The 13,726-nt window shown below is 74.6% G+C and carries 15 protein-coding genes; 10 read left to right on the plus strand and 5 right to left on the minus strand.

Going from position 1 to position 13,726, the window contains the following annotated elements; translation table 11 throughout:
* The 5 genes from ECOMGDLI_RS12665 to ECOMGDLI_RS12685 all read left to right on the plus strand — a co-directional run.
* The coding region (locus tag ECOMGDLI_RS12665; RefSeq protein WP_143447679.1) for a CheB methylesterase domain-containing protein at window positions 1-747 on the plus strand (747 nt) is incomplete at its 5' end.
* A gap of 48 nt (window positions 748-795) precedes the next feature.
* Window positions 796-2,412 carry an alpha-amylase family glycosyl hydrolase gene (locus tag ECOMGDLI_RS12670; RefSeq protein WP_088317195.1) on the plus strand — a complete coding sequence of 539 codons (1,617 nt, stop codon included), beginning with the start codon at window positions 796-798 and terminating at the stop codon, window positions 2,410-2,412.
* Window positions 2,413-2,768: 356 nt separating this feature from the next.
* Entirely contained in the window at window positions 2,769-3,704 is a 936-nt protein-coding gene (locus tag ECOMGDLI_RS12675; RefSeq protein ID WP_088317196.1) for an SMP-30/gluconolactonase/LRE family protein, read from the plus strand.
* Entirely contained in the window at window positions 3,701-4,249 is a 549-nt protein-coding gene (locus tag ECOMGDLI_RS12680) for a GNAT family N-acetyltransferase (protein WP_088317197.1), read from the plus strand. The genes ECOMGDLI_RS12675 and ECOMGDLI_RS12680 overlap by 4 nt, the downstream gene beginning before the upstream one ends.
* Window positions 4,246-4,683, plus strand: a complete 438-nt coding sequence (locus tag ECOMGDLI_RS12685; RefSeq protein WP_088317198.1) for a TIGR03667 family PPOX class F420-dependent oxidoreductase — start codon at window positions 4,246-4,248, stop codon at window positions 4,681-4,683. The genes ECOMGDLI_RS12680 and ECOMGDLI_RS12685 overlap by 4 nt, the downstream gene beginning before the upstream one ends.
* A gap of 7 nt (window positions 4,684-4,690) precedes the next feature.
* Here ECOMGDLI_RS12685 and ECOMGDLI_RS12690 read toward each other — a convergent pair whose 3' ends face one another.
* The gene (locus tag ECOMGDLI_RS12690; RefSeq protein ID WP_088317199.1) at window positions 4,691-5,416 is read right to left on the minus strand and encodes a M50 family metallopeptidase; all 726 of its coding nucleotides are present in this window, start codon (window positions 5,414-5,416) and stop codon (window positions 4,691-4,693) included.
* A gap of 181 nt (window positions 5,417-5,597) precedes the next feature.
* Between ECOMGDLI_RS12690 and ECOMGDLI_RS12695 the strand changes: the two genes are divergently transcribed.
* Complete coding sequence (locus ECOMGDLI_RS12695; protein ID WP_088317200.1) at window positions 5,598-6,461, plus strand: tryptophan-rich sensory protein; 864 nt, start codon at window positions 5,598-5,600, stop codon at window positions 6,459-6,461.
* A 288-nt stretch (window positions 6,462-6,749) separates the two neighbouring features.
* Complete coding sequence (locus tag ECOMGDLI_RS12700; protein WP_088317201.1) at window positions 6,750-7,307, plus strand: hypothetical protein; 558 nt, start codon at window positions 6,750-6,752, stop codon at window positions 7,305-7,307.
* A 19-nt stretch (window positions 7,308-7,326) separates the two neighbouring features.
* Here ECOMGDLI_RS12700 and ECOMGDLI_RS12705 read toward each other — a convergent pair whose 3' ends face one another.
* Window positions 7,327-7,851 carry a GNAT family N-acetyltransferase gene (locus tag ECOMGDLI_RS12705; RefSeq protein ID WP_233153431.1) on the minus strand — a complete coding sequence of 175 codons (525 nt, stop codon included), beginning with the start codon at window positions 7,849-7,851 and terminating at the stop codon, window positions 7,327-7,329.
* 82 nt (window positions 7,852-7,933) lie between these two features.
* Here ECOMGDLI_RS12705 and ECOMGDLI_RS12710 point away from each other — a divergent pair, with 82 nt between their 5' ends.
* Complete coding sequence (locus ECOMGDLI_RS12710) at window positions 7,934-9,250, plus strand: nitrate/nitrite transporter (RefSeq protein ID WP_088317203.1); 1,317 nt, start codon at window positions 7,934-7,936, stop codon at window positions 9,248-9,250.
* Between the two features lie 88 nt (window positions 9,251-9,338).
* The gene (locus ECOMGDLI_RS12715) at window positions 9,339-10,787 is read left to right on the plus strand and encodes an L-serine ammonia-lyase (protein WP_088317204.1); all 1,449 of its coding nucleotides are present in this window, start codon (window positions 9,339-9,341) and stop codon (window positions 10,785-10,787) included.
* 54 nt (window positions 10,788-10,841) lie between these two features.
* Here the strand turns inward: ECOMGDLI_RS12715 and ECOMGDLI_RS12720 are convergent, their stop codons facing one another.
* The 3 genes from ECOMGDLI_RS12720 to ECOMGDLI_RS12730 all read right to left on the minus strand — a co-directional run bounded on the left by ECOMGDLI_RS12720 (window position 10,842) and on the right by ECOMGDLI_RS12730 (window position 12,836).
* On the minus strand, window positions 10,842-11,267 hold the full coding sequence (locus ECOMGDLI_RS12720) for a hypothetical protein (RefSeq protein WP_088317205.1): 426 nt from the start codon (window positions 11,265-11,267) through the stop codon (window positions 10,842-10,844).
* Window positions 11,268-11,348: 81 nt separating this feature from the next.
* A complete protein-coding gene (locus ECOMGDLI_RS12725) occupies window positions 11,349-12,098 on the minus strand; it encodes a GntR family transcriptional regulator (RefSeq protein ID WP_088317206.1) in 750 nt (249 codons plus the stop codon).
* Window positions 12,099-12,242: 144 nt separating this feature from the next.
* Window positions 12,243-12,836, minus strand: coding sequence for a hypothetical protein (locus ECOMGDLI_RS12730; protein ID WP_143447680.1), 594 nt, complete (start codon window positions 12,834-12,836; stop codon window positions 12,243-12,245).
* Window positions 12,837-13,005: 169 nt separating this feature from the next.
* Between ECOMGDLI_RS12730 and ECOMGDLI_RS12735 the strand changes: the two genes are divergently transcribed.
* A partial coding sequence (locus ECOMGDLI_RS12735) for a TetR/AcrR family transcriptional regulator (protein ID WP_088317208.1) occupies window positions 13,006-13,726 on the plus strand: 721 nt, incomplete at its 3' end.

Here is a 13,726-nt window from a genome sequence, read left to right on the forward strand (position 1 = left end):
GCCAGGGCCGCCCCGGCCGGACGGCCCTGGCCGGACCCTCCGGTGGCCGCCCCGGCACCGGGGGCACGGGCCGACCGGATCAGTCCCGAGCTGGCGGAGATGCTCGCCGCCTCCGGGGTCGAGCTCGCCCCCGGGAGCCCGCGGGCCCTGAAGCCCCCGCGGACCAGGCCGCCCACGGTCGTGCTCATCGGCGCCTCGACGGGCGGTCCCGAGGCCCTCGCGGAGGTGGTCCGCGGGCTGGACAGGCACGTGCGGACCCCGGTCCTCGTCGTCCAGCACATGCCCGCCGGCTTCACCCAGCTGCTGGCCGAGCGGCTCGACCGGCTGACCCACCTCACGGTGCGGGAGGCGGTGGACGGCGCCCGCGCCGATCCCGCGCACCTCCTCGTCGCACCCGGCGGGCGCCACATGGAGCTGCACCGGGCCGGGTCCGGGCTCGTCGTCCGGCTCACCGACGCCCCGCCGGAGCAGTTCGTGCGGCCCGCGGTCGACGTCCTGTTCCGGACCGGTGCGCACGCCTGCCGGGACGGGGTCCTCGCGGTCGTCCTCACCGGGATGGGCCGCGACGGCGAGGCCGGTGCCCGGGCCGTGCAGGAGGTCGGCGGCACGGTGATCGCCCAGGACGAGGCGACGTCCGTCGTCTGGGGCATGCCGGGGTGCGTGGCCCGCGCGGACCTCGCGGACGCCGTCCTGCCGCTGCCGCTCATCGGCAGCGAGGTGTCGGCCCGGCTCGCCCGTCGGGTCTGACCGTCGCGCCTGACCTGGCCCGAGAGGCCCGGACGCGAGGATGTCGGCATGGGAGCTGACTGGTTGACCGACGCGGTCGTCTACGAGATCTACCCGCAGTCGTTCGCGGACTCGGACGGCGACGGCATCGGGGACCTGCGCGGCGTCATCGACCGCCTCGACCACCTGGAGTGGCTCGGGGTCGACGCGATCTGGTTCAACCCGTGCTTCGAGAGCCCGTTCGCCGACGCGGGCTACGACGTGAGCGACTACCTGCGCATCGCTCCCCGCTACGGCACGAACGACGACCTCGTCGAGCTCGTGACGAAGGCGCGCGAACGCGGCATCCGGGTGCTCCTCGACCTCGTCGTCGGCCACACGTCGACCGCGCACGCCTGGTTCGTCGAGGAGCTGAACGCGGCCGGCCCGCACTCGGACGGCGACCGCTACGTGTGGTGCGACGACCCGCCGCAGCGGGACACGTCCGACGACCTGCCGGGCACGGCGGCCTGGGTGCGCTCCCCCGGCCCGCGACCCGGCTGGTACCTGAAGAACTTCTACGACGCCCAGCCCGCGCTGAACTTCGGCTGGGGCCGGCTCCCGGACGACGAGCCGTGGCGGGACGCCGTCGACGCCCCCGGGCCGCTGCGCAACCGCGCGGCGCTACGCGAGATCCTCGCGTTCTGGCTCGACAAGGGCGTCGCCGGCTTCCGCGTCGACATGGCCTTCTCCCTCGTCAAGGACGACGAGGGCCACGTCCGGACCGTCGAGCTGTGGCGCGACCTGCGCGAGTGGCTCGACGTGACCTACCCGGACGCCGTCCTCGTCCCCGAGGGGCAGGAGCCGCGCACCGGCGGGCCGCTCGCGTTCCACGCGGACTTCTTCCTCGTGATCATGGCCGCGCACGCGACCCTGTTCGATAACGGGTACGCGGGCCGGCTGCCGTTCCAGGAGTGGCAGCCGCCCTTCTTCGACGCGGAAGGCCGCGGCAGCACGGCGACGTTCCTCGCCGAGTGGACCGCGGCCAAGGCCGCGGACCCGGCCCGCCCGGTGCTCCTCGCGACCGCCGACCACGACTACGACCGGCTCCGCTGCGGCCCGCGCGGCCCCGAGCAGCTCGGCACCGCACTGACGTTCCTGCTCACCTGGCCGAGCGTGCCGTCGCTCTACTACGGCGACGAGATCGGCATGCGCTACCTGCCGGGCATGCCGGACGTCGAGGGCGCGATCTGCAACCCCGCGTACAACCGGGCCGGCTGCCGCACCCCCATGCAGTGGGACGACGGCCCCAACGCCGGCTTCTCGACCGCCGCCCCGGAGCGCCTCTACCTCCCCGTCGACCCGGGCCCCGACCGCCCGACGGTCGCCGCCCAGCGGGAGGACCCGACGTCCACGCTGCACCTCGTCCACGACCTCGTCGCCCTGCGCCGGGCGACCCCCGCGCTCGGCGCCCGGGCCGACGTCCGCGTCGTGCACGCCGGATACCCGCTGACGTACGTCCGCGGCGGCACGCACCTCGTCGTCCTCAACCCCCGGCGGGACGCCGCCACCGTCGAGGTCCCGGAGGCGGTCGGCGCGCGGTCGCTGCTCTCGAAGGGCGTCGCGCTCGTCGACGGCTCCCTGCCCGCGGCGACCGTCGAGGTCGACGGCTTCGGCCACGGCGTCTTCGAGCTCGCCCTCCAGTAGTCGCCACCTGCCTGTCCTTGGGCCGGCGAGGGTGCGTCGTCCCCGATGCTTTGCTCTGCCCTCACTTGTGAGGGGTGGTGCGGCCAGGTCGCACCTGGCCGTGGACGATCCGCGCCACAGCTTCGTCGTTGCCCGCCGACACGCCGTGGCTGTGCCGGCACGTCGCGGAGCAACGACGAAGCTGTGGCGCACCTCTGCCTGCGGGTGCCGGTGGCGCCCTCAGAAGTGGGGGCAGAGCAGACGGACGACGCGCGGCAGAGGGTTGCTGCAGTCGCACCCTCACAAGTGAGGGCAGAGCAAAGCATCGGGACGACGCCCCCTCCCGCGCGGGCGCCGGCCCCGACAGGATGTGCGGCATGGGACTCCAGGTCATCCAGGTCGGGGCGTTCGGCGCCGAGGACGTCGCCGTCGCGCTCGACGGTGCCGACGAGGGGTGCGTCTACACCGGCACCGAGGACGGCGTGATCCACCGGGTCAGCCACGACGGCGGCACGGTCGAGAGGGTCGCGGACACCGGGGGCCGGCCGCTCGGCATCGAGTGGACGCCGTCCGGCCGGCTCGTCGTGTGCGACGCGCGGCGCGGTCTGCTCGGGGTCGACCCGTGGACCGGCGGCGTCGAGCCGCTCGCCGCGACCGTGGACGGCGTACCGATGCAGTTCTGCAACAACGCGGCGGTCGCCGGCGACGGCACCGTGTACTTCTCCGACTCCTCGACCGTGCACCCGATCGACCGGTGGAAGGCCGAGATGGTCGAGGTCACCGGCACCGGGCGGCTGCTGCGGCGCTGCCCCGACGGCGCGGTCACCGTCGTCGGCGACGGTCTCGACTTCGCGAACGGCGTCGCGCTCGCGGCCGACGACTCCTGGGTCGTCGTCGCCGAGACGTCCCGCCGCCGGCTCACCCGGTTCTGGCTGGCCGGGCCGAGGGCCGGGCAGCGCGAGACCTTCGCCGACGACCTGCCCGGCTACCCGGACAACGTCTCCCGCGGCAGCGACGGCCTCGTCTGGGTCGCGGCGGCCAGCCCCCGGGACGGGCTCGTCGAGGCGATCCAGCGCGGGCCGGTCTGGCTGCGCCGCAGCATCACCAAGGTGCCCGAGACGCTGCAGCCCGCACCCAAGCGCACGGTCCGCGCGCTCGCGTACGACACCGACGGCCGCCTCGTCCACGACCTCTCCGTCGAGAAGGAGGCGCACGGCGACACCTTCCACATGGTGACCGGCGTCCGGGAGCACGACGGCCGGGTCTGGCTCGGCAGCCTCCACGAGCCGGCCGTCGCGCTGCTCACCCGGTGAGCGGCCCGACGCAGACCCGGCCGCGGGTCGAGCGGCTCGCGGCGGACGACGCGGCGGCCGCCGTCCCCGACCTCGCCGAGGTGCTCCTCGACGCCGTCGCGGACGGCGTCAGCGCGGACTTCCTCGCGGACCTCACCCGGGCCGACGCCGAGCGCTGGTGGACCGCGGCCCTCGCGGACCCGGCCCGGACGACGTGGGTCGCCCGTGAGCCGGGCACGGGGCGGGTCGTGGGGGTGGTCCAGCTGCGGGTCGCCGAGGAGCCGACCGGCCGGCACCGGGCCGACGTGCTCAAGCTGCTCGTCCACCGGCGGGCCCGCGGCCGCGGCGCGGCGACGGCGCTCATGGCCGCGCTCGAGACCGAGGCCGTGCGGCGGGGTCGCACGCTCCTGCTGCTCGACACCCAGACCGGCAGCCTCGCCGAGCGGCTCTACGAGCGCTGGGGCTGGCAGCGGTACGGCGTCCTCCCCGACCACGCGGCGGCACCCGACGGCACGCTCTGCGCGTCGACCTTCTTCAGCAAGGTGCTGCCTACGATGCGGTCATGAGCGACAGCGGCTTCACGATCGACGAGAGCACCGAGTTCGGCGCCCGGGCGGCCCGGCACCTGCGCGAGGACCCGGTCGTCTGGCTGACGACGGTCACGCCGTCCGGCGCGCCCTCCCCCAACCCGGTGTGGTTCCTCTGGGACGGCGCCGACACCGTCCGCACGTGGAACCTGCCCACCGCGGCCCGGGTCACGCACGTCGCGGCGAACGAGCGGGTCAGCCTGAACTTCCACGGCGACGGCAACGGCGGCGACATCGTCGTGCTGAGCGGTGTCGCGCTCGTCGACGACACCCAGCCCGCTGCGGACGCGGTCCCGGAGTACATGGCCAAGTACGCCGGGCACATGACCCGGATCGGCTACACGCCGAGCGGGTTCGGCGAGCGCTACAGCACGCCGGTGACGGTGCGGCTCACGCGGCTGCGCGGGCACTGACCGCGCGTCACAGGAACGGCTCCTTCGCGCCGACGAGGATGAGGCCGCCCCAGATCATCGCCGCCACGCTGAGGAACAGGTTCACGACCGCCCAGCCGTTGCGGCCCAGCAACGGCAGGTAGTCGTAGTCGGTCGCCCGGGCCCAGATGACGAGGATCTTGCGCATGCCGTCCGACATGAGGAACCACGCCCACGTGCACGCGGTGAAGAGGATCATCTCGGGTCCGGCCTTGAGCAGGACGCCGACGAAGAAGACCAGCATCAGTGCGACGTAGATCCGGCCGAACGCGTTCTTGACGAAGATGAGCAGGAACACGAGGAACGCGACGGTCACGACGAGGGCGGCGTAAGCATGTCCGTGACCGAGCAGGTCCGCGAGCAGCAACCCGCCCACCGACGGCGCGAGGTATCCCGCGGCGCTCGCGACGACGTCGTCGACGACGGGGATGGGTGAGTACCTGGTTTCTCCACCACCGTTGCGGTTCACGTGCACGTGCTCGACGGTTCCTCCGCCCCACAGCGCGAACAGCATGTGCCCGGACTCGTGCACCGCCGTCGACGCGTGACCCGACAGGAAGCTCAGCGGGAACGCGAGCAGGAAGGCGACGAACGCCGACGTCAGGGTGACCGTGACCCCGGGCGCCCGCGCGTTGTCCTCGACCGTGAGCTCGGCGAGGCGTGACACGGCGGTGACGCCGACGGCCCCGGCCGACGACATGAGCAGATCCAGCACGACGCGTGGCCTTCCCCGTGGTCCACAGGGACGGGCCACATGCCCCGAGACCGCCCCGTGCACGCATTGTTGTGGATCATGGGCACCGTGTCACCGACCGTTCGGCCCCGAAGATCATGAAATCGCCCGGCCCGCGTCGGCAGGAGATGCGACCGGCCCCCGGTCCGCCGACCATGGACCCATGAGCGACACGAGCCGCACGACCCCGCCGGACCTCTCGGTGCAGCCCGGTGTCTCCGTGCAGCACGACGCCGCCGCCACGACCGCGCACCGCCCGGACCTCGTCCGGCAGGTCGTCGTCGCGGTGAGCGCCGTCGTCGCGGTCGTCGGCTCGGCGATCGGGTCGGGCGCGTTCGGGGGCACCCCGATCGCCGAGGCGGGCGGCGGGGCGCTGTCCGCCGAGGCGACCCTCGTCGCGCCGGACGGCCCCGCGTTCGGGATCTGGTCGCTCATCTACCTCGGGCTCGTCGCGTACGCGGTGTGGCAGGCGCTGCCCGCGCAGCGCACCGACCCGCGCCAGCGCCGCATCGGCTGGCTCGCCGCCGCGAGCCTCGTGCTCAACGCCGTCTGGATCCTCGTCGCGCAGGCCGGGTACGTCGCCGCGAGCGCCGTGATCATCGTCGGGCTGCTCGTGGTCCTCGTCGCGATCCTGGCCCGGCTGGTGCGCTCGGCGCCCGCGTCGCGGACCGAGGGCCTGCTCGTCGACGGCAGCTTCGGGCTCTACGCGGGCTGGGTCAGTGCCGCGACGATCGCCAACATCGCCGCTGCGCTCGTCGACGCCGGGGTGACCCAGGGCGTGCTCGGCGCGGACACGTGGGGCGTGTTCGTCACCGCCGTGGCGGCCGGGGTCGGCACCTACGTCGCCTCGGTGACCCGAGGCTCGTTCGGGTACGGCGGGGCGCTCACCTGGGGCCTGGTGTGGATCGCCGTCGGCCGGACGTCGGGTCCCGACTCGTCGGCGACCGTCGTCGTCGGGGCCGGGCTGGCGGCCGCGATCGTCGCCGCCGCGACGCTCATCGCCCGGGCCGGCCGGCTGCGTTCCTGACCCCGTCGGCGGGCTCCGGAGCGCCTTCGGGCGATATAGACCGATAGTTCACTTCATGTGGTTTGTGTGGTGAAACGGTGCTGCACAGCACGTATCAATTCGCAAAATCTTCGTGACTTGCCGTGCAGCGCCCTGACCTGCGGTGATTCAGCCTGTGACCGTTCGCATGCGGCCCGTTACTCCCTGTTCGTTGTACGTCACTCGTTGACACTGCGTAGGTGATCGACTACACAACGGCGGGTGCACGGCGTTGAGTCCTTTCTGTCCATACCCGCCAGTCGGCTGCCGATGAGCACCTCGGCGGACGACGACATCGTCACGACGGTCGCCGTCCCGCGGCATCGCGCGGCCGGCGAGCCGCAGAGCGCCGCGGTCGCCAACCGGCGCCCGCTGCGCCGCACCGTCGCGGCCGTCCGCGACTCGTGGTGGTACCTCGGGGACGTCGACCTGCTCGCCGACCGCCTCGACGCCAACCTCGTCGCGCTCGCCCCCGGGGCCCGGATCGCGCTCCTCGAGCGCCGCGCCGCGGGCGAGGAGCGCCTCGTCACCGCGCTCCTGCGCTGCGTCGACGCGCTCGCCGAGGCACCCGACGCCGCCGTCGCCGACCGCCAGGTCCGCGTCCTCGGGCAGTCGCTCAAGAGCTCCGGGATGCCGTTCGTCGACGTCCCGCAGGTCGGCTTCGCGCTCGTGCGCGCCGTCCGGGAGCGCTACAACGGCCAGTGGACGACGACCCTCGGCTCCGCGTGGACCGCCGTCCAGACCTGGCTCGTCGAGCAGCTCCTCCTCGGGGCCCGCGAGCTCGAGCCGCCGCCGCTGGTCGACCTCACGCAGGTGCCGCAGCGCTGACCGGACGCCGCGCGCCGGGTCAGCCGGCGTGCGGGCTGAGCCGCTGGAAGAGGACGTGGTCCTGCCAGCGGCCGGCGATCCGCAGGTAGCCGGGCGCGAGACCGAACCGCTCGAACCCGTTGCGGGCGAGCACCGTCTGCGAGGCGACGTTGTGCACGAGCGTCCCCGCCTCGACCCGGTGCAGCCCGAGCTCGTCGAACGCCACGACGAGCATCTCGGCGACCGCCGCCGTCGCGAGGCCGCGCCCGGTGTGGCCCTCGTCGAGCCAGTAGCCGAGCGAGCACGACTGGAACGCCCCGCGCACGACGTTGTTGAGGTTGACCCGGCCGACGACCGACCCGTCCGGTGCCAGGACGACCCGGGGCACGATGACCCCCTCGTCCGCCCGCTCGAGCGCGTCCCGGACCGCCGCCGCCTGACCGGCCTCGGTGAACCACGCCGGCCCGCGGTCGGGTTCGTACGGTGCGAGGAACGCACGGTTGGCGATCACGAGGTCGACGAGCGCGGGGACGTCGTCCGCCGTCAGGGGCCGGGTCGCGGTCACGGCCCAACCCTGCCAGCCGGTCCGGCGCGGCGGGCGGTCTCCGGGGGTCCGTCGTCCCACGGGTGGGACACTGGTGCCCGTCATGACGAGCTCCCGCGGTCGCGCCTGGTCCGTCTGGGCGCTCGGGATCGCGGCGTACGTCGTCGCCGTCCTGCACCGGACGTCGTTCGGCGTCGCGGGCCTGGACGCCGCCCAGCGGTTCGAGGTGTCGGCGAGCGTCCTCGCCGGGTTCACCGTGCTCCAGCTGCTCGTCTACGCGGGCCTCCAGGTGCCGATCGGCGTGCTCCTCGACCGCTTCGGCCCGCGCCGGCTGCTCGTCACCGGCTCGCTCGTCATGGCCGCGGGGCAGATCGTCCTCGCGCTCGCCGACCACGTCGGGGTCGCCTACGTCGGCCGCGCGCTCGTCGGGGCCGGGGACGCCGCGACGTTCATCAGCGTGCTGCGGCTCGTCGCCTCCTGGTTCCCGCCGTCCCGGGTGCCGGTCCTCACCCAGCTCACCGGGCTCACCGGCCAGCTCGGGCAGATCCTCTCCGCCGTCCCGCTCGTCGCCCTGCTCCACGCGAAGGGCTGGACGACGGCCTTCGTCTCCGTCGCCGCCGTCGGGGTCGTCGTCGCGATCGCCATCGCGGTCGCCGTCCACGACGAGCCGGGCGTCCCGGTGACCCACGGCCGCCCCGTCGACGTGACCCGGGTCTGGCGCGACCTGCGCGTCGCCTTCCGGCACCCGGGCACCCGGCTCGGGCTCTGGACGCACTTCACGACCCAGTTCTCCGGCACGGCCTTCGTGCTCATGTGGGGCTTCCCGTTCCTCGTCTCCGGCGAGGGCCTGAGCCGGGCGACCGCCGGGCGGCTGCTCTCGGCGATGGTCTTCGTCGGTCTCGTCGGCGGGCCGCTGCTCGGCGTGCTCGTCCAGCGGCACCCGCTGCGGCGCTCGTGGCTCGTGCTCGCCGTCCTCGGCGGCACCGTCGCCAGCTGGACCGCCGTCCTCGCCTGGCCCGGGCCGGCGCCGCTGTGGCTGCTCGTCGTCCTCGTCGTGTCGCTCGCGACGAACGGGCCGGCGTCGATGATCGGCTTCGACTTCGCGCGGACGTTCAACCCGCCGAACCGGCTCGGCACCGCGACCGGCATCGTCAACGTAGGCGGGTTCTTCGCCGCGCTCACGACGATCCTCCTCGTCGGGGTGCTCCTCGACCTCCGGACCGGCGGGGCGTCGTCCTACGGGCTCGACGACTTCCGGGTGGCGCTGCTCGTGCAGTACGCGCTGTGGGCGGTCGGCCTCGTCGGCATCCTGCGGACCCGGCGGCTCGTGCGGCGCCGGATGGCCCGGCAGGGCGTCGTCGTCCCGCCGATGCGCGCCGTCGTCGCGCACCGGATCGCCCGGCGGCGGCGCCGCGGGTAGCCCCGCAGGCAGACCGCCGCGACAGTTCCACCACGTGGTGCCCCCGGACGTTGCCCGCCCCGGGGGGCGGCCGTAGCGTGGGCGGACCATGGCCCTGTCTGTGTTCGACCTCTTCTCCGTCGGGATCGGCCCGTCCAGCTCGCACACGGTCGGGCCGATGCGCGCCGCCGTCCTCTTCGTCGACCGGCTCCGGGCGAAGGGCCTGCTGGACGACGTGACGCGGGTGCGCGTCGAGCTGTACGGCTCGCTCGGTGCGACCGGGCACGGGCACGGCAGTCCGAAGGCCGTCGTCCTCGGGCTCGCCGGCTACCACCCCGAGTCCGTCGACCCGCTCGCCGCCGACGAGCACGTCGTGAAGATCCGGGACTCGCGGCGGCTGCGGCTCGGCGGCGGCCCGGAGATCGACTTCGACCCGGCCGAGGACGTCGTCCTGCACCGCCGCAAGAGCCTGCCCGCGCACCCGAACGGCATGACGTGCGCCGCGTTCGCCGCGGACGGCACCCAGCTCGACCTCGGCACGTACTACTCGGTCGGCGGCGGGTTCGTCGTCGACGAGGCGGCGACCGGCGCGGACCGGGTCGTCGCCGACACGACGCCGGTGCGCTACCCGTTCACGACCGGCGAGGCCCTGCTCGCGCTGACGACCGAGCACTCGCTGCGGATCAGCGACGTCATGCTCGCCAACGAGGAGTCCTGGCGGCCGGCCGACGAGGTGCGCGCCGGGCTGCTGCGGATCTGGGACGTCATGCAGGAGTGCGTCAACCGCGGCTGCCACGCGGACGGCGTCCTGCCGGGCGGGCTCAAGGTGCGCCGCCGGGCCGCCGAGCTGAGCGGCCAGCTGCACCGGGACGACGAGGTGCACGCGGCCGCGCACGCCGCGCACGCCGAGCACGTGGCGTCCGGCGGGGTGCACACCGCGGCCGGCTCCCCGCAGCGCGACCCGCTGCACGCGATGGACTGGGTCAACCTCTGGGCGCTCGCGGTCAACGAGGAGAACGCCGCCGGCGGCCGGGTCGTCACGGCGCCGACGAACGGCGCGGCGGGGATCATCCCGGCGGTCCTGCACTACTACACACGTTTCGTGCCGGGCGCGGACGACGACGGGGTCGTCCGGTTCCTGCTCACCGCCGGGGCGATCGGCGTGCTCTACAAGGAGAACGCCTCGATCTCCGGGGCCGAGGTCGGCTGCCAGGGCGAGGTCGGCTCGGCCTGCTCGATGGCCGCCGGCGGGCTCGCCGAGGTGCTCGGCGGGACGCCCGAGCAGGTCGAGAACGCCGCCGAGATCGGCATGGAGCACAACCTCGGCCTCACGTGCGACCCGGTCGGCGGGCTCGTCCAGATCCCGTGCATCGAGCGGAACGCGATCGCGGCGGTCAAGGCGATCAACGCGGCGCGGATGGCGGTGCGCGGCGACGGCTCGCACGTCGTCTCCCTCGACAAGGTCATCAAGACGATGCGCGAGACCGGCGCCGACATGAAGATCAAGTACAAGGAGACCGCGCGCGGCGGGCTCGCGGTCAACGTCATCGAGTGCTGAGCCGTCGGGAGCCGCGGGCCGCACGCTCCTGAGGCCCGCGCCGGACGGCGCCGCTCACCACCGCCGGTCGCCGGCCTCCCGGTCCGTGCCGGGCGTCACGACGTGCATCGACACCGGCCAGCCGGAGTGCAGCACGGTGGCGAGCACGAGCGGCGGCACGTCGGCGTCGGTGCCGTCGTCGCCCGCGCCGAGCAGCAGCACGTCGGCGACGACCGGCGCGACCGTCTCCGGGGCGACCTCGAGCAGGTCGGCGAGCGCGGCCAGGCGCGGGTTCGGTGCGGCGTCCGGGGTCGTCTCGGACCGGTAGACGAGCACCCGCCGGACGTCCGACCCGTGCCGTGCGACCCAGACCTCCGGGTCGCCGAGCAGCCCGCCGCCGAGCAGGTCGCTCATCGCGACGGACCCGTCGGGGAGCAGGTGCAGCGCCAACGGGACGTCGGGGTCCACGGGGACGAGCAGGCCGATGACCGTGCGAGGCATGGACCGAACCTAGATCGCGTTCTAGAACGCGTCAAACACGGTCGGCATCTCCCGCGCGTCGCGGGCCTCCGTCCGACCCGCTCAGGAGAGTGCGTACTCGTAGGCGAGCGGCAGCGCCGGCACCGAGACGCACTCCCCGAACTCGACGACCCCGCCGTCCCGGTCGAGCACCCAGCTGCGTGTGAGCAGCACCGACGTCCCCTCGTCGACGGCGAGCGTCGCCGCGGTCGTCGGGTCGGCGGGCACGATCCGGATCTCGTCCCGGCCCGTCGCGAGCGTGCGGCCGGTGCAGCGTGCGACGTAGGCGGCGGTCCCGCTGGGGACCCGCTCGGTGCGCAGGAGGTCCGGGGCGTCGCCGGCGAGGCTCCCGGCGAACCAGCCCGTCGACGCCGACAGCGGCACGTCGCGCGCCGTGACGACCTGCCGTCGCCGGATCGCCGCGGTGCCGGGGGCCAGCCCGAGCGCCTCGGTGACGTGCGCCGGCGGGTGCGGTTCGACGTCCGCCGACACGATCCGGGGCTCCCCCGGCGCCGGGCGCGTGACGTGGTGCAGCCCGTGCGACCGGTTGATCGGGTCCGCGGGGTCACCGTGGTCGGCCGTGCGGACGAGCGTGCCGCCGGCACCGCCCGACACGGACGTGACGAGGCCCTCGGTGCGCAGGGTGGAGAGCACCTTCGCGGCGGTGGCGTGCGCGACCCGCCACTCCTGGGCGAGCTGCCGCGTCGACGGCAGCCGGTCCCCGTCGCCGAGCCGGCCGTCGCGGATGCGGTCGCGGTAGTGCTCGACGATCTGCAGGTACGGCGGCGGCGGGCGGTCGAGCTGCGGGGGCATGCGCACTCTCCTCACCGGGGCCGGTCGACGCGTTCTATAACACCACACCGCGGCCTCGTGACCGCGCGGCCGGGAGGCGTCCTCTGGTGTGCAGAGCACTCTGCGAGTCAGTTCTCGCGTGCCTTCGACACCAGAGGACGCGCGTCAGGGCCCGGCGACGACCGTCCGGCCGGCGTCGAGCAGACGCCCGAGCAGCCCGACGTGGGCGAGCACCTGGCCGGCGACGACCAGCCACAGCCCCGCCTGGGTGAGCCGCTCGAGCCGGCCGCCGACGTCCAGGGACAGGCCCACGTGCCCCCACCACGGCATCATCGGGATCCCGGGACCGCGGCCGGTGCGGACGTCCGCCTTGCCGAAGACGAGGTCGCCGACGAGGTGCGACCACCAGCCGGCGAGCAGCGCCCCGGCCGCGTGCGCGAGCAGGCTCCCCCGGCCGCCGTCGCCGGCGAGCGGCAGCAGCGCGGTGAGCCAGGCCGCGGTCGCGACGAGGGCGACGCCCCACCAGTGCGTGATGCCCCGGTGCTGCATCGGCCCGTGACCGCCGAGCAGCTCGTCGGGCGTGAGGGTGTCGGCGAGCCGCCAGCCCCACCGCTGGTCGACGTCCGGGCTCGCGACCCCGGCCGCCGTGAGCGTCCCGAGCACCCCGCAGCCGACGACGCCCGCGACCGGCAGCCCCATGGAGACGCCGTAGCCGACGCCGAAGACGGCCCCGAGGGCGCGGTGCGTCGGTCCCATCACCCGGTCGATGATCCCGGCGCGGCCGCTCCCTCCGGCCGCCGACACTCCGGCCCCTTCGGAGTCCGGGCCACCGGTGGATCAGCGAACGGACGTTCGCTCCGGACGGCGTCACACCGGTCGCCGGGCGCGCCTCCCGGAGCGGAACGACCGTTCGCTTTAGGGTCTCCCCGTGCCCCGCGTCAGCTCCACCCACCTCGCCGCCCGCCGTGAGCAGATCGTCTCCGCCGCGCTCGTCCGCTTCGCCCGCAACGGCTTCCACGCCGCGACGATGGCTGACGTCATCGAGGAGTCGGGCCTGTCGGCCGGGGCGGTGTACCGCTACTTCCGCGGCAAGGACGAGCTCGTCGAGGCGATCTGCGAGCGTGCGCTCAACGCCGCGGCGCACTCCCTCACCGACCTGCTCGCCGACGACGAGGCGCCCGACCCGGCCGACGCCGTCGCGCACGTCGTCGACGCGCTCGACGCCGCGGCGGGCGACGGCGGCGTCGACCTGCGCCGCGTCCAGCTCCAGGCCTGGGCCGAGGCGCTGCGGGCGCCGGGCGTGCTGCGGACGGCGACCGAGGCCCAGGTCCACCTGCGCCGGGCGCTCGCCCGGGTCGTCGTCCGCGCCCAGGAGACCGGCCGGCTGCCCGCGACGCTCGACGTCGACGCGGCCGCCCAGGTGCTCCAGTCGCTCGTCGTCGGCCGGCTCGTCCAGGACCTGCTCGCGACCGACGTCGAGCCGGGCTCCTACGGCGAGGCGGTCTGGACCCTCCTGCACCCGGCGACCGGTCTCGTCACCGAGCACGAGGCCCGCCCCGCGCAGCACCTCCCCGAGCCGCACCTCCCCGAGCCGCACCTCCCCGAGCAGCGCCTGCCGGAGCAGCACCTCCCGGAGGGCCCCCTCCTCG

The sequence above is a fragment of the Kineosporia sp. R_H_3 genome, from assembly GCF_002198675.1.
Lineage (GTDB): Bacteria > Actinomycetota > Actinomycetes > Actinomycetales > Kineosporiaceae > R-H-3.